Raw genomic sequence first — 18,217 nt, 5'->3', positions numbered from 1 at the left:
GGTGCTGGTTCAGGCGTTCTGTCGGCGCAGCTTGGCGTAGAGCTTCGCGCGCTCCTTCTGGTCGAGTTCGACCTTGCGGATGCGGATCGCTCCCGGGGTGACCTCGACGCACTCGTCCTCGCGCGCGAACTCGAGGCTCTCCTCGAGGGTGAGCTTGCGCGGCGGGGTGAGGTTCTCGAAGCTGTCGGCCGACGCCGAACGCATGTTCGTCAGCTTCTTCTCCTTCGTGATGTTGACGTCCATATCGTCGGCGCGCGAATTCTCGCCCACGATCTGGCCCTCGTAGACCTCGGAGGTCGGTTCGACGAAGAAGGTGCCGCGATCCTGCAGGTTGATCATCGCGTACGGGGTCACGGCTCCGGCGCGGTCGGCTACGAGCGAACCGTTGATGCGGAACTCGATGTTGCCGGCCCACGGCCCGTATCCGGCCGAGATCGTGTTCGCAATTCCGGTGCCGCGGGTTTCGGTCAGGAACCGTGTGCGGAAGCCGATGAGACCGCGGGCGGGGACCTTGAACTCCATGCGCACCCAGCCGGTGCCGTGGTTCGTCATGGTCGACATCACGCCCTTGCGGGCGGCCAGGAGCTGGGTGACCGCGCCGAGGTAGTCCTCAGGAACGTCGACCGTGAGCTCTTCGAAGGGCTCGTGCAGCTTGCCGTCGATCTGCCGGGTCACGACCTGGGGCTTGCCGACGGTGAGTTCGAAGCCCTCGCGGCGCATCTGCTCCACGAGGATGGCCAGCGCCAGCTCTCCGCGTCCCTGGACTTCCCAGGCATCGGGACGTTCGGTCGGGACGACCTTGAGCGAGACATTGCCGACAAGCTCCTGATCGAGGCGATCCTTGACCATGCGGGCGGTGACCTTCGTGCCCTTCTCACGCCCTGCCAGCGGCGAGGTGTTGATGCCGACCGTCATGGAGATCGCAGGATCGTCGATGACGATCGCCGGCATCGGCTTCGGGTTGTCGATGTCGGTGAGGGTGTCACCGATCATAATGTCCGGGATGCCGGCCACCGCGACGATGTCGCCGGCCGAGGCCTGGGTGGCGGGCACACGATCGAGTCCCTGGGTCTCGAGCAGCTCGGTGATCTTCACCGAGCTGATCTCATCGCCGCGGGCCCAGGCCACCTGCTGGCCCTTCTTCAGCGTCCCGCCGAAGATCCGCAGCAGCGCCAGTCGGCCGAGGAACGGCGAGGCGTCGAGGTTGGTCACATGGGCCTGCAGGATTCCGTCCTCATTGATCTCCGGGGCCGGGATCGTCTCAAGGATGGTCTTGAACAGCGGCTCGAGATCGGGGTTGGCCGGAACCTCTCCGTCGGCGGGCTGTTCGAGGGAGGCGGCACCTGCCTTCGCGGCGGCGTAGACCACGGGCACGTCGAGCACGGCATCGACATCGAGGTCGGGGACCTCATCGGCGAGATCGGAGGCCAGGCCCAGGAGGAGGTCCTGTGCTTCCTCGACGACTCCGTCGATGCGGGCATCGGCACGATCGGTCTTGTTGATCACGAGGATGACCGGCAGCTTCGCGGCCAGCGCCTTGCGCAGGACGAAGCGCGTCTGCGGCAGCGGGCCTTCGGAGGCGTCGACGAGGAGGACGACGCCGTCGACCATGGACAGGCCGCGTTCGACCTCTCCGCCGAAGTCGGCGTGGCCGGGGGTGTCGATGACATTGATGACGATGGGATCCTCGCCGGCCGAGGGGCCGTTGTAGAGCACCGAGGTGTTCTTCGCGAGAATGGTGATGCCCTTCTCACGCTCGAGGTCACCGGAATCCATGACGCGCTCGGCGAAGTCGCCGTGCTCGCTGAACACACCGGTCTGCCGGAGCATGGCGTCGACCAAGGTGGTCTTACCGTGGTCGACGTGTGCGACGATTGCTACATTGCGGCGGTTGTCCCGTCGTGTGATGGCTTCAGTCATCAAGAACCTTTTGAGATAGAGAGATCGGTCCAGCCCGGACCCAACAGACAATTATACGGCCACCGGCACACACGCGGTGACAGCCGGTGCCCAGCCGGCCCCGGAAACGGAGCCCGACCGGCTGCGGAAGCGGAGCCCGACCGGCCCCGGAAAGCTGGACGCGAGCGGGCTGAAACTGAAATGTGGTCACGGAACCGAGGCCAAAAGCCCCATTCGGGCGATTCGCCTCGGTTCCGTGACCACATTCGGCGGCGGGCGAGCGGCTCCCCGCACGCCGCGGCGGGCAGCCGGCCTCTGCGTGCCGATCCGCCGGGTCAGGCGTTCGTGGTCGCCTCGAGGACCGCGTCCCTGGCCTCTCGACGCTTGCGCTGCTCCGTGGGATCGGGAACCGGAACCGCCGAGAGCAGACGCTGCGTGTACGGATGGACGGGATTGCTCACGACCTGCGAGCTCTTGCCGATCTCGACGAGGTAGCCGTGGCGCATGACGGCGATGCGCTCGGCGATCCGCTCGACCACCGCCAGGTCATGGCTGATGAACAGGCACGCGAAACCGTACTCCTTCTGCAGCCCCTCGAACAGGTCGAGGACCTTGGCCTGCACCGACACGTCGAGCGCCGAGGTCGGCTCGTCGGCAATGAGCAGCTTCGGCCGCAGCGTCAGCGCCCGGGCGATGCCGATGCGCTGGCGCTGACCGCCGGAGAGCTCATGCGGGTACCGGTTGCGCATCGACGTCGGAAGCTCGACCGCTGTCAGCAGCTCCTCGACCTTCCTGCTCAGCTCCGGTCCCTTCATCCCCTCATGGAGATAGAGCGGTTCTCCGATTGATTCGCCCACCGGCAGACGCGGGTTGAGCGAGGAACCGGGATCCTGGAACACGATGCCGACTTCCTTGCGCAGCGGACGCATCTGCTTGTTGCTCAGACCCTTGATGCTCGTGCCGTTGACGACCATGTCGCCCTCGACCGTCGGCAGCAGACCGAGAGCGGCGCGACCGATCGTCGTCTTGCCCGAGCCGGACTCCCCGACCAGCCCGACGACTTCGCCGGGTGCGATCATCAGATTGATGTGGTGGGCGGCCCGGAAGGCCTTCTTCCGCCCGGAAGCCGGATACTCGATCGCGGCATCGCGCAGCTGCAGGGCCGAAGGCTTCGAGAAGTCCGCCTGCGAACCGGGGTGGTAGAAGGTCTCCGTCGAGTCCATCTCGATGTGATGGTCCGGCTGCCCCGCCTCGGCGAGCTCACGGGATTCGGCGTCGAGGTCATCGGTGCGGTTGGCACCTCCCTCCGCCACGGTCGCGGAACCCGCGTGCTTGGTGCCCAGCGAATCGCGAGAACCGTCGTGATGCGGATCGACCTCGCCCTCCTCCGCATGTCGGAAGGACGAGGACTCGACGTCGTCGAGGCTGGAGCCGAAGACCTCACCTTCGGTCCCGGCGCCGAGGTGGGGCACCGCGTCGAGCAGCTGCCTCGTATAGGGATGCTGCGGACGGTAGAAGATCTCCTCTGCAGTGCCGGTCTCGACCACCTGGCCGGCACGCATGACGATGATGCGGTCGGCCATGTCCGCCACCACGCCCATGTCGTGGGTGATGAGGATGATCCCCGCGTCGAGCTTCGACTTGAGCTCACGCATGAGCTTGAGGATCTCGGCCTGGACCGTGACGTCGAGGGCCGTGGTGGGCTCGTCGGCGATGAGCAGCTTCGGCTGGCAGGCCAAGGCCTGCGCGATCATGATGCGCTGACGCTGACCGCCCGAGAGCTGGTGCGGGAACGAGTGGAACCGATCCTCCGGGTCCGGGATCTCGACGAGGCGCATGAGCTCGAGTGCACGCTCCTTCGCCTCACTCGGTCCGATGTCGAGGTGGACACGCAAGGTCTCCACGATCTGGTAGCCAGCGGTGTAGACGGGGTTCAGCGCGGTCATCGGCTCCTGGAAGATCACCGAGATGTCGTTGCCGCGAACGCCCTGCATCCTCTCCGGAGGCATGCCGATGAGTTCCGTGCCGTTGAGCACGGCCGAGCCCGTGGCCCGACCATTGCTCGGAAGCAGACCGAGCAGCGACATGCTCGACTGCGACTTTCCGGATCCGGACTCGCCGACGATCGCCAGCACCTCGCCGGCGTTGACCGTGTAGTCGAGGTGTTCAGCGGCCGTCCACCATTCGTCGCTGACCCAGAACTTCACCCCGAGGTCCTTGACTTCGAGGATCGGGGATCCCTTGCCGGGTTGCGAATCGCTGCGTGTCTTTTCAGTCATCACTTCGCCCCTTTCTGCGCCATGCGTTCGGCCTTCTTCATCTTCCTCCAGCTCGGGATCGTCTTCATCCTCGGGTCGAACGCGTCGCGCAGACCGTCACCGATGAAGTTCACGCACAGAGCGATGATGATGATGAACAGGCCCGGCCACCAGAACAGCCACGGACGGGTGGCGAAGGACGTCTGGTATTCGCTGATGAGCTGTCCCAATGAGATGCCGGGAGGCTGAATGCCGAAGCCCAGATAGCTCAGAGAGGCCTCGAGCACGATCGCCTGACTCATGATCAGCGTGGTGTTGACGATGATGACGCCCATGGCATTGGGCAGCATGTGCTTGAACATGATCCTGAAGTCGCTCGCACCGGCCACACGCGCCGAGTCGACGAATTCGCGTTCGCGCAGAGACATGAAGTCACCGCGGACGAGGCGCGCCAGGCCAGTCCAGAGGATGCAGCCGAGCGCCAGGCCGAGCATCGGTCCGCTGGACCCGCCGACGAGGACACCGAGGATCGAGCCGACGACGATGACCGGCAGGATGATGAAGCCGTCGGTGATGCGCATCAGCACCGAATCGATCCAGCCGCGGTAGTACCCGGCCAGAGCCCCGACGGTCGTGCCGATGATCAGGCAGACGGCGCCGATGATGAACATGACGATGATGGAGATCTGCGTCCCCTTCATCACTCGCGCGAAGTTGTCACGGCCGATCTCGTCCTGCCCGAAGGGGTGTTCACCCAGCGAGAAGAGGTTCGAGAACGACCAGGTCGGGGCGCCTCCGGGGTTGAGCACCTGCCCTGAGGCGGTGTGACTGTACTTCCACCAGCCGGGCAGACCGGCGATGCCCTGTGCGCTGAAGGCGAAGACCGCCACCAGGACGAGGACGATGATGCTGATCATCGCGCCTTTGTGACGGAGGAACTTGCGCAGGACGATCTTGCCCTGCGACAGTCCTTCGGTTTCCTTCGACTCGATCGCATTGTCCCGAACTTCGTCGAGAGCGAGAGCGTTCTGATTGTCGTTGTTGGTACTCATGCGTTCACTCGGATTCTCGGGTCGAGGACGGCGTAGAGGAAGTCCGCGACCAGGTTGGCGATGATGGAGAGCAGACCCGTGATCAAGATGTACGCCATGACCGGGTCGAGCTCGGCCTGCCTCATCGAATCGATGAAGAGTTTGCCCATACCGTTCCAGCCGAAGATCGTCTCCGTGATCACAGCACCGCCGATCATCGTGATGATGTCGACGGGCACGACCGACGCCAGCGGCAGCAGCGCATTGCGCAGAGCGTGACGCATGATCACCGTGCGTTCGTTCAGCCCCTTGGCTCGTGCCGTGCGGATGTAGTCCTGGCCCATGACCTCGAGCATCGAACCGCGCGTATAGCGGGTGTAGGAGGCGAAGGAGATGAGGATCAGCGCGATCGACGGCAGCAGCAGATGAGTGAACGAGTCGAGGTTGGTGATCCAGAAATCGCCGTCGATGTTCGGTGCCGAGGCGCCGATCGTCGCGATCGGGCGATTGTTGATGGCCGGGTCGTTCGAGTAATCCTGCCAGCCCTGCAGCACGCGATCGGCGAAGATGAGGAAGGCCACGATGATCGCCGTGAAGCTCGTGGTGCGTGCCGTGTCCCATGGGTCGGGCCCGCGGAACGCCAGCCCGACGCCGATCGCGACTGCGATGGCGACGATGAGAAGCCCTGTCATCCACAGCCAGTTCATCTCAACGTAGTAGAAGAGATACTGCAGCGGCATGAACAGCAGGGCACCGATGGCCGCGGTGGTCAGAGAGGCATAGAGGACCCGGCGATTCTTCAGACCCGTTGACAGATAGGTCATGACGACGGCCGCGCCGAGCCCGATGATGATGACGCCGACGACGCCGATGCTCGGATGCTGCAGCCAGCTGCTGGCCAGGATGTAATAGATCGTCGCGAAGGTGATGAGCGTAGCGGCTGAGAACGTGATGACTCGCCGTTTCCCATTGCCGCCCAGCGCTCCCATCCAGAACAGGCCCATCGCCGCACAGACGATGATGATCGGCCACCAGGAATCAAACGTCGGGTCATTGATGAAGTTGTTGATGTCGATCGCACCGTACTGCTTGAGCAGCACTGCCACCCAGAACACGGGCAGCGAGTAGAGGAGGAACGAGACGAAGGTGATGAAGTAGTCGAAGCCCGAGTACTGGCGGATCGCCGAGATCATACCGACCGCGATGCCGAGAATGATGGCGACGATCGTCGAGGCGGTGATGAGTTTGATCGTATTGACGATCGCACCCTGCAGCTGGTCGGTGACCTCCTGCCCGGACTTCCAGGCGATGCCGAAGTCACATTGGCCGATGGCGCAGCCGCCGACTCCCGCGAGCCACTTGAAGTACCTGATGACAGCGGGAGTGTCGAGGTCGAGCAGACGCCGACGTGATTCGTAGAGGGCCTCGATGTTCGGGGAGGTGCTCGAACGCAGGTCCCAGAAGAAGTCCAGGGCGACGTTGAGCAGCAGGTAGAGGACGAAGGTGACGACGAGGAGCACGAGGGCCGTCGACAGCAATCGTCGCAGAATGAATCTGATCATGATGTGGTGTCCGTTTCAATCTTCCGAAAACGCCGCTGTGGGGACCACACAGTGATCCCCACAGCAGCAAGGGTGGAGAGGAACCGACCGCGTCGGACGCGGATCAGTTGACTTCCCACTCCCAGTAGTTCCACATCAGTGTCGGCGACACCGTGATCGTCGAAGCGTTCTTGAGCTTCTCGTTGTAGATGAGCAGCGATGGGAACTGGAACAGCGGCGCACCGAACGCATCATCGGTGAGCTGCTTCTCCAGCTGCGTTGACAGCTTCTCCTGGTCTTCCTCGGGCGCCACAAGGATCTTGTCGAGGATCTTGTCGGTCTTCTTGCTCGAGTAGCCGCCGTAGTTGTTCTGAGCACCGGTGCGGTAGTTCGCATCGGACTCCGTGATGCCGGTGCCCTCGGACTGCCAGCCGAAGAGCGCAACGTCGTAAGTGCCGTCGCCGAGGCGGGTGCCCCAGTTGACGTCTCCGACGTCCTTGATCTCGAAGCCGGCCTTCTCAGCCGATTCCTTGATCAGCTGGAACTCCTGCTGACGACGCGAGTTCGTGTTGTCATACATGACACGAACCGTCGGGCTGTCGACGCCTGCTTCCTTGAGCAGCTTCTTCGCGCCATCGACATCGACTTCCTTGAGCTCCTCCATTCCGTTGCCCTTGACGATGGCGTCGTACATCGGTGAGCCGGGCACCTGGTTGAACGAGTCCCTGGTCTTGGCGTCGGGGTTCAGCGGTTTGATGATCTTGTCGACGATGTCCTGACGCGGAACTGTCTTGAGGAAGGCCTGGCGAACCTTCCTCGCTTTGTCCTCGTCGCCGCCATTGGCTGCGGGATCGAACGGCCCCTTGTTGTCGAAGGTGAAATCGACATGCTCATAAGTCGCATCGTCGCCGGTGTCGACCTTGACTCCGTCAAGGTCCTCGGCCGCAGAAAGCACATCGGATGTCGCCTGAGGCTGAGTGAGGTCCACTTCGCCGTTCTCCACGGCCTGGACCATGGCCATCGGGTCGCCGTTGTAGCGCACAGTGATGGTGTTGATCTTCGGTTTCGTCGGGCCGCTGTAGTTGTCATCGAGTTCGAGGGTCACGTACTGTCCCTCTTCGAACTTCGTCATCTTGTACGGACCGCTGTGGACCAGCAGGTCCTCGTCCTCGGGCATCGAAGTGAAATCGAAGCCGGTGTTCCACACGTTCGAGATCTTCGACAGCTTCTTCGTGTCCTTGTCCTTGATCGCGTCGAGGATCGCCTGTTTGCCTTTTTCGGCGTCATCGATTCCCAAGGCCTTCTTCGCCACGATGTGCGCGGGCACGCCGACGCCGTCAGCGCCGATGCCGAACTCATCGGCCCAATCGGAATAGGGCTTCGTGTACTCGAACGTGAGTTCCTTGCCGTCGTCGGAAATCTCAGGGAAATCCTTGATGAGCGAGGCGCCGATCGTCGACGAGTCGAAGTAGACCGTGTCCTCGTCGTTCTTCTTGACGTTGCCCTCGTCGTCGGAGTTGCTTTCGACGGTATTGAAGTTCGATGACATTCCGGCCCAGGTGAGCGCCAGGTCCGCGGCATCGACAGGGGTCCCGTCCGACCACTTTGCATCGTCATTGAAGGAGTATTTGACCTTGAGCGGGTCCTCCGAGACTCTCTCGACCTTGCCAAGGTTGCCGTCGGTGACCTCGAGGTCGTCGTTGTAGTACCCGAAGTTGTCGTTCATCAGGTAGGTGAGAATGGCGTTCGAGGTCGCATTGCCGTTCGCAGTCAGAGTGTTCATCGAGCGGAAGGATTCGTTCCAACCGATGTTGAGGTTCGTATCCTTCGATGCGTCATTGTCATCGCCGCCGCCAGGGGGTGTGCATGCGGTGAGCACCATTGCGGCTGCGGCCACTGAGGCGCCGGCCGCGAGGAAGCGCTTGTTCACGTTCTCTCCTTGTTGTCTTAGGGCGAGTCACCCTCGTACGTGCACCCCAAGACCGGGATGCATTCCGATCACGGTTGCCCCGTCGGCACATTCCGATCGGACGTGATCGCGTTCATGTTTTTCACATGGGTTGCCTCAAAGTTAATTCACTCGCGACTGTGACCGAGTCCACATATTGAGCAAAAAACCGAATCGTTACTGTTTCGAGATCAAGGGAACGGACAAGTTTTGTCCAGTCTCAGTGGATAGGATGGCCAGGTGGCTAACAGTGAGATGGATCGCAATTCAGCAAGTCTTCAGTCGACGATCGTGCGAACGACGAGCTCCACAGCTCTGTTCTTCGTCGTCGCCGGCCTCTGCTCCATCGGCGTCATCTCGATTCTCATCGGCGACTTCTCCCTGCGCGGACTCGCCGCCGCAGGGATCCCGCTGGCCGTCGCGACCTTGGTCTTCGTGCTCTACCGATTCCCGCGCGTGGAGCTGCACCGCAGCGAGCTCGTGCTCGTCAACCCGCTGCAGACGGTGACCATTCCGTGGAACCTCATCGATGGCTTCGAGACGCACTTCGGCCTCACTGTGCGCACCCACGAGAAGAAGTTCTCCTCCTGGCCGCTGGCCGGCAGGGGCAAGAAATGGGAGAGGGACGAGCACGACATCCGCCGCCTGGTCGAGAATCCGAACCCGGCCGTCGGCACCGTGCTCGACCGCTATGCCGGACTCAGCGATGAGGAACTGGCGAATCCCGGCGGGAAGCGGAGGATCGAAACCATCTGGAACCTCGGCGTCATTGCCGTCGGTCTCCTCGCCATCGCCTGGGCGGTGCTCGGCTTCGCGGCTCTGCCGAGCTGAGACCTCACCAGCCGCGTGCGCGCCACTCCCCCAGGTTCGGACGCTCCTGCCCCACCGTGGTCGAGTCCCCGTGGCCGGGAAGCACGAGGGTGTCGTCGGGCAGCTGGCCGAATACCCGCTCTTCGAGGTCATCCATGAGCGAGGTGAAATCCGCCTTCGACCACGTCTTGCCCGGTCCGCCCGGGAACAGAGAGTCGCCGGAGAACAGGATCGTCCGCCCCCCGTCGCTCAGCAGCAGTGCGATCGAGCCGGGTGTGTGCCCGCGCAGAGCGATCGCCTGGAGGACGAACCCGCCGAAATCGCCGACGTCGAGGTGGTCGACGGTGTGCGCGATCTCCACGCCTTCGGCCTCGGTGATGGCTGTGGCATCGTCGACCCCAGCGATGGTCATCGCCGCCGGATGCTGCGCCGAGACGGCCGGCAGCGCCCGAATGTGATCCCAATGCCGGTGGGTGGTGATGATCGCCCTCAGCGTGGTCTCCGCCTCGGTGTCTTCAGTCCCGGAGGCCACGAGCTCTGTGATCGCCTCAGCATCATCGGCAGCGTCGATGAGCACCTGCGACCCGGTCTCCTTGGCCGTGAGCAGGTAGACGTTGTTCTCCATCTCGGAGACTGCGATCGAACGGATGGCCACGTGCTCGGTCTCGATCATGTTCATTTCCGTACTCCTCTTCACGCTGTGGACTGTTCTGTGCGTCGGCTGCGGGCTCTCCGCAGGGATCAGGGTTCGGTCACCAGGCTCCGCGCGTGTACTGCGGAGGATAGGGGGCGGGTTCGACGCCGAGGACGTGGGCGGCCCGCTGCGGCCAGGAGGGTTCGCGCAGCGCGGCACGGGCCATGAAGATCGCATCGGCCTGGCCGGTGCTCAGAATGGTCTCGGCCTGCTTCGGGTCGGTGATCAGCCCGACGGTACCGGTCGCCACGCCCTCGGCGCGGATCGCTGCCGCCAGGGACACCTGGTAGCCGGGACCGATGGGAACGCGCACCGGATAGTTGCCTCCGGAGGAGACGTCGATGAGGTCGACTCCGGCTTCGGACAGGTCCCGGCAGACCTCGGCCGCCTCGGCGATGTCGAAGCCGCCTTCGTGCCATTCGCTGGCCGAGATGCGGACGAAGACCGGAACCTCCTCACCGACTTCTGCACGCACAGCCGCGTACACCTCGTTCAGCAGGCGGGAACGCCCGGCCAGATCGCCCCCGTAGCGGTCGCTGCGCTGGTTCGACAGAGGCGACAGGAAGGAGTGGAGCAGATAGCCGTGTGCGGCGTGGAGCTCGACGAGGTCGAACCCGGCGTCGATCGCCCGCGCGGCCGCGGACGCGAAGGCGTCGACCACCTCGGCGATGTCGTCTGTCGTCATCTCCACCGGTTCGGCGAGCTTCGGATAGGCGATGGCGCTTGCGCCGGCAGTCGGCCAGCCTCCGTCCGATTCGGGAACGCTGCCCTTGGGCTCGCCGGCGAAGGGCCGATAGGTGCTCGCCTTGCGACCCGCGTGCGCAAGTTGGACGCCGATGACGCTGCCCTGGGAGTGGACGAAGTCGACGACGGCCGACCAGGATTCGGCCTGCTCGTCGTTCCAGATGCCGGCGTCCTGCGGGGAGATGCGTCCTTCGGGGGTGACGGCGGAGGCCTCGGTGAGGATGAGACCGAACCCTCCCTGCGCACGTGCGCCGAGATGGACGAGGTGCCAGGGACCGGGCATGCCGTCCTCGGCCTCGCAGGAGTACTGGCACATCGGTGCGAGCCAGATCCGATTGGGGATCTCGGTCCCGCGCAGGGTGAGCGGTTCGAAGAGCTGAGTCATGGCTCAATTCTGCCAGTTCGCTGCGTGCTCAGACAGCGATCCCGAATACCGGAACAGCGAGCAGATACACCGTGAGGGTGATCAGCACGATGCCGATGACGTTGAGCCACAGTCCGCCCTTGACCATCTGCGCCACGGTGACATAGCCGGAGCCGAATGCCACGGCATTGGGCGGGGTGGCCACAGGCAGCATGAACGCGCATGTCGCGGCCAGAGCGACGGGGATCGTCAGCAGCAGCGGATCGAGTTCGAGGCCCATCGCCACTCCCCCGACGACGGGAACGAATGTCGCCGCGGTCGCGGTGTTCGAGGTCAGCTCGGTGAGGAAGAGGATGATCGCGGCGAAGATGGCGACGACGAACACCGTGGGCAGAACGCCGAGGCCGCTCGTCGTCTTCCCGATCCACTCGGTCAGCCCTGAGGAGGAGAACTGCGCCGAGAGCGCGAGACCGCCGCCGAAGAGGAGCAGCACTCCCCACGGCAGCTTCTCCGCAGTCTCCCAGTCGAGCAGACGGACACCGCGATTGGCTCCTCCCGGGATGAGGAAGAGGAGGAGGCCGACGACCATGGCGACCCCCTCATCGGTGATCGGCGGTTCGTCGAAGATCAGCGGCAGAGAGATCCAGCTCGCCGCGGCGAGGACGAACATGGCCAGCACGAGCTTTTCGCCCATCGACATGGGACCGAGCTTGTGCAGCTCGTCGCGGATGAGTTCGCGCCCGCCCGGAATCCTGTCGATCTCGGGTTTGAACAGCACCTTGACGAGCAGGAACCAGGCGATGGCCATCATCACGATCGACAGAGGCACGCCCACGAGCATCCACTGGCCGAAGCCGATCGAGATGTCGTGGTTGTCCTTGAGGTAGCCGACGAGGAAGAGGTTCGGCGGGGTGCCGATGATGGTGCCGAGTGAGCCGATGGAGGCCGAATAGGCGATGCCGAGCATGAGTGCGGTGCCGAAGTTGGACTTCACCACAGCTCCGAGACCGGTGTCGTCGGCGCTCGACTCGCCTTCGCCCCCGACATCGGCCTCGTCGGTTCCGTCGGTGAGAGCGGACCCGACGACCTTCGAGACGATCATGAGCACCGAAACGCCGATCGGCAGCATCATCACCGCGGTGGCGGTGTTCGAGACCCACATCGAGATGAAGCCGGTGGCGATCATGAAGCCCGCGATCATCGGACCGGGTCGGTCCCCCATGATGCTCAGCGTCACCAGCGCGATCCGCCGGTGCAGGTTCCAGCGCTGCATGGACAGGGCGATGAGGAAGCCGCCGAGGAACAGGAAGATGATCGGATTGCCGTAGGAGGCGCCGACCGCTTCCATCTCCACATCGGTTCCCAGCACCGGGAAGGCGACGAGCGGAACCAGGGAGGTCGCCGCGATCGGCAGCGCCTCGGTCATCCACCATGCCGCCATGAGGACCGCGACCGCCGCGGTCAGCTTCGCCGGATGGCCGACCTCGGCGGGCATGACCGCGTAGATGAGAGTCGAGAAGATCAGTCCGAGCAGGAAGCCGGTCCAGCGGATCCGCAGCGTGCTGCGCATGACTCCGGGCGCTCGTTCGCCCGGGGAGCGCATATCGATCTCGGTCGAGGCACCGTCAGGGGACGTCGGATGTGGGGACATTCTCACTCCTCATCGAGCAGATTCGCCTGTGTTTCCACCCAGCCTACTGCAGGGGCCGCGCAGTCGATCGTGCGATCTCTGCCGCCGGCGGCAGAAGCCCTGCAGCCTGCCGCAAAGAGATCAGAGGTGTTCCCTGGGCCGGCCACGACCAGCCGTGCTCAGAGGCCGCTGCAGAAACTGTGGATGTGGTCGACGACGAGGTCCGGGTGTTCGACCATCGGCAGGTGGGCGGAATCGGGGACGGAGACGAGTCGCGACCCGTCGACCTGATCGGCCAAGGATGACATCGCCTCCGGTGAGAAGCCAGGGTCTTGGGCCCCGGCTAGGAACAGGGTCGGCACGGTGATGGCCTGCAGCGAACCGCTGAGGTCATAGGACTTCGCGGCGGTGGCGGCCGCGATGTACGCTTCATCGTCGACCAGGGCGAGGTCGGCGAGGACGAGAGGCCCGGCGGCGATGTCCTCGCCGAGGAATCCGGCGGCGAACCAGCGGTCGGCCGTGTCGTCGACGAGTCCGCGAGTGCCGTCGGCGCGGACCTCGGCGATCCGGTCATCCCATGTCTGTTCGGTGCCGAGCTTCTCGCCGGTCGCGCAGGCGATGAGCCCGGTCAGCGCTTCGGGGTGGTTGAGAGCGAGAGTCAGCCCGATCGCACCGGAGATCGAGACGCCGCAGTAGGTGAAGGAGTCCACGCCGACCGCGGCCAGCGACTCGACGAGGCCGGATGCCAGGTCTGCGATCGTGAACGGTTCGGTCGCCTCGCTCAGCGTTTCGTCTGCCGGCAGGGTGTGCCCGGGCAGGTCGGAGATGAAGATCTGGAAATCATCGGTCAGTCGGCCGGCCACCGCCGACCACAGCGGCATCCTCGTTCCCAGCGCATTGCCGAAGACGAGGACGGGAGAACCGGGATTGTCGTTGAAGGCGCGGAGGGCGATGCGCATCTGAGGCTCCTTGAGAAGAAAGTGGGGTTCGACGGGGGATCCGATGTCGGTGCGGTCAGGAGTCTTGCGTGGTCAGCCTACCGCCGGAGTACTCGAGATAACAGCGTGGGCACAGCGACTCATAGGTCACGGCATTGCCGTCGATGGCGACCTGATCGCCGGCGAAGATGAATTGTCCGTCGACGAGTCGGCCGTTGAACATGGCCTTGCGACCGCAGCGGCAGATCGTCTTGAGCTCTTCGAGGGTGTGGGCGATCTCCAGCAGGCGTGCCGAACCGGGGAACGCCTTGGTCCGGAAGTCCGTGCGGATCCCGTAGCACATGACCGGCACCGAGGAGTTCGTGGCGATGCGCATGAGCGAATCCACTTGAACCGGGGTGAGGAACTGAGCCTCATCGATGAGCAGGCAGGCGACCGGAGTCTTCGGAGCGTCGATCGATTCGAGCAGCGCGTCGTGATCGACGTAGTCGGCGTGTTCGGCGTAGATCGTCTCGACATCCCCGTGTTCGGGGATGAGGAAGTCGACCTCCCGGGTCACTCCCAGTCGCGATACGATCTCGGAGGCACCCTTCGTATCGACCACCGGCTTGGCCAGCAGCACACGCTGACCGCGCTCCTCGTAGTTGAAGGCGGCCTGCAGCAGAGCGGTCGACTTGCCTGAGTTCATCGCACCGTACCGGAAGTAGAGCTTGGCCACTGTCGTCCTCTTTCTGTTGTCCGTGCCGACACAGAAGACTACCGCCGAACGACCGCTCGCCCGCGGTCGGCCCGGGGCCCGCCAGGTCGGTCGCTCATGGGCAGGGATGTGAGCACCATCATCGGCCCACTCGGACTACCGAAATCGTCGTGAAGGTAAGATGGCGTTGACAAACCCCAAGAAGATGCGGAGTAGTCCATCACTATGGCTAAAATCATTTACACGCGCACGGATGAAGCGCCGCTTCTGGCGACATACTCGCTCAAACCGATCATCGAAGCCTTCGCCACCTCGGCCGGCGTCGAGGTCGAGACTCGCGACATCTCCCTCGCCGCGCGCGTGTTGGCGCAGTTCAGTGACCGCCTCCCCGAAGACCAGCAGGTCGACGACGCCCTGGCCGAGCTGGGCGCTCTCGCCCAGACTCCGGACGCGAACATCATCAAGCTGCCCAACATCTCGGCCTCCGTGCCTCAGCTCAAGGCCACTATCGCCGAGCTGCAGTCGCAGGGCTATGATCTGCCCGACTACCCGGAAGAGCCTTCGACCGATGAGGAGAAGGACGTCCGAGCACGCTACGACAAGGTCAAGGGTTCGGCCGTCAACCCGGTTCTGCGCGAGGGCAACTCCGATCGTCGCGCTCCCGAGGCTGTGAAGAACTTCGCCAAGGCGCACCCGCACTCCATGGGCGAATGGTCCCGGGACTCGAAGACCAGGGTCGCGACCATGGGCTCCGATGACTTCCGCGACAACGAGAAGTCCGTCGTCCTCGAGTCCGACGACACGCTGACGATCCGTCTGCGCACCGCGGCCGGTGAGACCACCGTCCTCAAGGAATCCCTGCCCGTCCTCGCCGGTGAGATCGTCGATGCGACGAAGATGAACGCCGCAGCCCTGGATGCATTCGTCAAAGACCAGATCGCCCAGGCCAAGGCCGATGGCGTCCTCTTCTCCGTCCATCTCAAGGCCACGATGATGAAGGTCTCCGATCCCATCCTCTTCGGCAAGGTCATCGAGGCCTTCTTCCCCGATGTCTTCGCCGAATACGGTGGTGTCCTCGCCGAGGCGGGTCTGACCTCCGATAACGGGCTGGCGGCCATCCTCGCCGGACTCGAGTCCCTGCCCGCCGAGGCAGCAGCCGGTATCAAGGCAGGAATCGAGAAGGGCCTGGCAGACGGCCCGGACCTGGCCATGGTCAACTCCCACAAGGGCATCACGAACCTCCACGTTCCCTCCGACGTCATCGTCGACGCCTCCATGCCCGCGATGATCCGCGTCGGCGGCAAGATGTGGAACAAGGACGATCAGACCCAGGACACCCTGGCCGTCATCCCCGACTCCTCCTACGCCGGCGTCTACCAGACCGTCATCGAGGACTGCAAGGCCAAGGGCGCATTCGATCCGCGCACGATGGGCACCGTGCCCAATGTCGGCCTCATGGCGCAGAAGGCCGAGGAATACGGCAGCCACGACAAGACCTTCGAGATCGCCGAAGCCGGTGTCGTCGAGGTCGTCGACTCGTCCGGAGAGGTGCTGATGAGTCACGATGTCGCCGCCGGTGACATCTGGCGTGCCTGCCAGACCAAGGACATCCCCGTCCGCGACTGGGTCAAGCTCGCCGTCACCCGCGCCCGTCTCTCGGACACCCCAGCCGTGTTCTGGCTCGACGAGACCCGCGCGCACGACCGCAACATCCGGGCGAAGGTCGAGGAATACCTCAAGGACCACGACACCGAGGGCCTGGACATCCGCATCATGAATCCGGTGGAGGCCACCCAGTTCTCCATCGACCGCATGCGTGAGGGCAAGGACACCATCTCGGTGACCGGCAACGTGCTCCGCGACTACAACACCGACCTGTTCCCGATCCTCGAGCTCGGAACCTCGGCGAAGATGCTCTCGGTCGTTCCGCTCATCGCGGGCGGCGGGCTGTTCGAGACCGGTGCCGGCGGATCGGCGCCGAAGCACGTCCAGCAGCTCGTCGAGGAGAACCACCTGCGCTGGGACTCCCTCGGCGAGTTCCTCGCACTGGCCGAGTCCTTCCGTCACGAGTTCAACGTCCACGGCAACGAACGCGCCGGCGTCCTCGCCGACACCCTCGACGCCGCCACCGGCCGGTTCCTCGAGGAGAACAAGTCGCCCTCACGCAAGGTCGGCGAGATCGACAATCGTGGCAGCCACTTCTACCTCGCCCTCTACTGGGCACAGAACCTGGCCGAGCAGACCGCCGATGAGGCCCTCGCCGAGGCCATCGGACCGGTCGCGAAGTCCCTGACCGAGAAGGAGGAGACCATCGCGTCCGAACTCCTCGAAGTCCAGGGCAGCCCCGTGGAACTGGGCGGCTACTACTACCCGGACGAGGAGAAGATCTCCGCGGCGATGCGCCCCTCGGCCACGCTCAACGAGGTCATCTCCTCACTGAGTGCAAACGTCTGATCTCATGATCGACACGGTGTGAGCATGCCGGGCAACGGTCCCCGAACACTTGCCTCACCACCCGACTCATGCGCCCCATCAGCGGTTATGATGGGGCGCATGAGTACTCAAGACCCCCGCGGCGAATCCCAGACGCCCGACGAGCTCCTGGCCGAAACCGATTCCGTGCTCGGGGACGAGGCTCCCACGACCGGCGAGACTCGCGAGATCGAACCTCACGAGCAGACGCAGCCTCCGGCAGCTCACACCGACGACCTGCCCTCGACGAAGGGCGGAACGGGCATGTCCGCGGGCATGTGGGCCTCGCTCATCATCGGAGCGATCATCGTCGTCCTGCTCCTCATCTTCATCCTCCAGAACAACGTGCCCGCCCAGTTCCAGTACTTCGGCTGGCAGTTCGAGCTGCCGCTGGGAGTGGCCATGCTCTTCGCCGCGATCGGCGGCATCCTCATCGCCGGGCTGATCGGCTCCGTGCGGATCTTCGTGCTCAATCGCAGGCTGAAGAAGATCCACAAGGCTCTCGGCCGCTGATCCATGGCGTTCCACCCCAGCTTCACTGAACTGCCGACCGACCTGCCCGCCGCTCTCGTCCTCGCCGACACCGCCGCCGAGGCGGCCTGGGCACGTGAGGACGATTCCGTGCTCACCGAACAGGAACGCAACTACGCACACGAGTTCGACGCCGAAGCCGCCACCTGGTCGGCCGGTCGCGTCGTCCTCAGGCACGTACTCGGGGCTCACCTCGACCGAGACCCTGCCGGCATCGAGATCCGCCTCGATTCGGCGGGCAAGCCGCGCAACGATGACTGTGAGTTCTCCGTCTCCCGCTCCCGCAGACTCGTCCTCGTCGCCGTCGCCGAGGATCCGGTCGGCCTCGACATCGAGGCCGCGCCCGACCCTGCGGTGGCCGCCGAGGCCCTCCAGCTCGTGCATCCGCGTGAACGCACCGAGCTCGAAGCCCTTCCCGAAGCCGAGCTGGCTGCTGAGTTCGCCCGGCTGTGGGCCCGCAAGGAGGCGTTCCTCCGGGCGTTGAGCACCGGCCTGGCACGGGACCCGGGAATGGACTACGTCGGGACCGGCCCGGAGCCCGAATCAGCGCACCCGGACGTCGACATCCACGATCTCGAGTCCGGGATCCCATCCGGTCATTTCGCCGCGATCGCATTCAATCGCTGAGGCCGACGATGCCGGGGCCCAGGCTCCTCTCCG

14 protein-coding genes are annotated in these 18,217 nt (G+C 64.3%); 4 read left to right on the top strand and 10 right to left on the bottom strand.

What is annotated here, in order from left to right; all coding sequences use genetic code 11:
* Positions 1–9: 9 nt before the first annotated feature.
* The 5 genes from typA to IHE57_RS12955 form a co-directional block, all read right to left on the bottom strand.
* A complete protein-coding gene (gene typA / locus IHE57_RS12975) occupies positions 10–1,920 on the bottom strand; it encodes a translational GTPase TypA (RefSeq protein WP_209325039.1) in 1,911 nt (636 codons plus the stop codon).
* A gap of 314 nt (positions 1,921–2,234) precedes the next feature.
* A complete protein-coding gene (locus tag IHE57_RS12970; RefSeq protein ID WP_209373613.1) occupies positions 2,235–4,178 on the bottom strand; it encodes an ABC transporter ATP-binding protein in 1,944 nt (647 codons plus the stop codon).
* A complete protein-coding gene (locus IHE57_RS12965) occupies positions 4,178–5,209 on the bottom strand; it encodes an ABC transporter permease (RefSeq protein ID WP_209325037.1) in 1,032 nt (343 codons plus the stop codon). Before IHE57_RS12965 ends, IHE57_RS12970 begins: the two co-directional genes overlap by 1 nt.
* Positions 5,206–6,750, bottom strand: coding sequence for an ABC transporter permease (locus tag IHE57_RS12960; protein WP_209373611.1), 1,545 nt, complete (start codon positions 6,748–6,750; stop codon positions 5,206–5,208). The genes IHE57_RS12965 and IHE57_RS12960 overlap by 4 nt, the downstream gene beginning before the upstream one ends.
* A gap of 103 nt (positions 6,751–6,853) precedes the next feature.
* Positions 6,854–8,659, bottom strand: a complete 1,806-nt coding sequence (locus tag IHE57_RS12955; protein WP_209325035.1) for an ABC transporter family substrate-binding protein — start codon at positions 8,657–8,659, stop codon at positions 6,854–6,856.
* A 258-nt stretch (positions 8,660–8,917) separates the two neighbouring features.
* Between IHE57_RS12955 and IHE57_RS12950 the strand changes: the two genes are divergently transcribed.
* Complete coding sequence (locus IHE57_RS12950) at positions 8,918–9,508, top strand: hypothetical protein (RefSeq protein WP_343071860.1); 591 nt, start codon at positions 8,918–8,920, stop codon at positions 9,506–9,508.
* Between the two features lie 4 nt (positions 9,509–9,512).
* Here the strand turns inward: IHE57_RS12950 and IHE57_RS12945 are convergent, their stop codons facing one another.
* The 5 genes from IHE57_RS12945 to IHE57_RS12925 form a co-directional block, all read right to left on the bottom strand.
* Positions 9,513–10,166 carry an MBL fold metallo-hydrolase gene (locus IHE57_RS12945; protein WP_209373609.1) on the bottom strand — a complete coding sequence of 218 codons (654 nt, stop codon included), beginning with the start codon at positions 10,164–10,166 and terminating at the stop codon, positions 9,513–9,515.
* A 73-nt stretch (positions 10,167–10,239) separates the two neighbouring features.
* Complete coding sequence (locus IHE57_RS12940) at positions 10,240–11,310, bottom strand: NADH:flavin oxidoreductase/NADH oxidase (RefSeq protein WP_209325033.1); 1,071 nt, start codon at positions 11,308–11,310, stop codon at positions 10,240–10,242.
* A gap of 28 nt (positions 11,311–11,338) precedes the next feature.
* Positions 11,339–12,940, bottom strand: coding sequence for an SLC13 family permease (locus tag IHE57_RS12935; RefSeq protein ID WP_209373607.1), 1,602 nt, complete (start codon positions 12,938–12,940; stop codon positions 11,339–11,341).
* Between the two features lie 158 nt (positions 12,941–13,098).
* Positions 13,099–13,878 carry an alpha/beta fold hydrolase gene (locus IHE57_RS12930; protein ID WP_209373605.1) on the bottom strand — a complete coding sequence of 260 codons (780 nt, stop codon included), beginning with the start codon at positions 13,876–13,878 and terminating at the stop codon, positions 13,099–13,101.
* Between the two features lie 55 nt (positions 13,879–13,933).
* On the bottom strand, positions 13,934–14,575 hold the full coding sequence (locus IHE57_RS12925) for a thymidine kinase (RefSeq protein WP_209373603.1): 642 nt from the start codon (positions 14,573–14,575) through the stop codon (positions 13,934–13,936).
* Between the two features lie 204 nt (positions 14,576–14,779).
* On the opposite strand from IHE57_RS12925, the gene IHE57_RS12920 reads away from it, so the two are divergent.
* The 3 genes from IHE57_RS12920 (at position 14,780) to IHE57_RS12910 (ending at position 18,184) form a co-directional block, all read left to right on the top strand.
* Positions 14,780–17,008: an NADP-dependent isocitrate dehydrogenase gene (locus IHE57_RS12920; RefSeq protein WP_209373601.1), complete on the top strand. Its 2,229-nt coding sequence runs from the start codon at positions 14,780–14,782 to the stop codon at positions 17,006–17,008.
* Positions 17,009–17,107: 99 nt separating this feature from the next.
* Complete coding sequence (locus tag IHE57_RS12915) at positions 17,108–17,539, top strand: LapA family protein (RefSeq protein WP_209373599.1); 432 nt, start codon at positions 17,108–17,110, stop codon at positions 17,537–17,539.
* Between the two features lie 3 nt (positions 17,540–17,542).
* Positions 17,543–18,184: a 4'-phosphopantetheinyl transferase family protein gene (locus tag IHE57_RS12910; RefSeq protein ID WP_209373597.1), complete on the top strand. Its 642-nt coding sequence runs from the start codon at positions 17,543–17,545 to the stop codon at positions 18,182–18,184.
* Positions 18,185–18,217 lie beyond the last annotated feature (33 nt).

This window comes from Brevibacterium renqingii (assembly GCF_017808105.1).
In the GTDB taxonomy this organism is placed as follows: domain Bacteria; phylum Actinomycetota; class Actinomycetes; order Actinomycetales; family Brevibacteriaceae; genus Brevibacterium; species Brevibacterium renqingii.
This window is presented reverse-complemented; position numbering and strand designations above follow the sequence as displayed.

Bases quoted from the DNA above. Each gene is read 5' to 3' on its own strand.
- typA (WP_209325039.1), bottom strand. From the start codon at position 1,920: ATGACTGAAGCCATCACACGACGGGACAACCGCCGCAATGTAGCAATC.
- IHE57_RS12970 (WP_209373613.1), bottom strand. From the start codon at position 4,178: ATGACTGAAAAGACACGCAGCGATTCGCAACCCGGCAAGGGATCCCCG.
- IHE57_RS12965 (WP_209325037.1), bottom strand. From the start codon at position 5,209: ATGAGTACCAACAACGACAATCAGAACGCTCTCGCTCTCGACGAAGTT.
- IHE57_RS12960 (WP_209373611.1), bottom strand. From the start codon at position 6,750: ATGATCAGATTCATTCTGCGACGATTGCTGTCGACGGCCCTCGTGCTC.
- IHE57_RS12945 (WP_209373609.1), bottom strand. From the start codon at position 10,166: ATGAACATGATCGAGACCGAGCACGTGGCCATCCGTTCGATCGCAGTC.
- IHE57_RS12940 (WP_209325033.1), bottom strand. From the start codon at position 11,310: ATGACTCAGCTCTTCGAACCGCTCACCCTGCGCGGGACCGAGATCCCC.
- IHE57_RS12935 (WP_209373607.1), bottom strand. From the start codon at position 12,940: ATGTCCCCACATCCGACGTCCCCTGACGGTGCCTCGACCGAGATCGAT.
- IHE57_RS12930 (WP_209373605.1), bottom strand. From the start codon at position 13,878: ATGCGCATCGCCCTCCGCGCCTTCAACGACAATCCCGGTTCTCCCGTC.
- IHE57_RS12920 (WP_209373601.1), top strand. From the start codon at position 14,780: ATGGCTAAAATCATTTACACGCGCACGGATGAAGCGCCGCTTCTGGCG.
- IHE57_RS12915 (WP_209373599.1), top strand. From the start codon at position 17,108: ATGAGTACTCAAGACCCCCGCGGCGAATCCCAGACGCCCGACGAGCTC.
- IHE57_RS12910 (WP_209373597.1), top strand. From the start codon at position 17,543: ATGGCGTTCCACCCCAGCTTCACTGAACTGCCGACCGACCTGCCCGCC.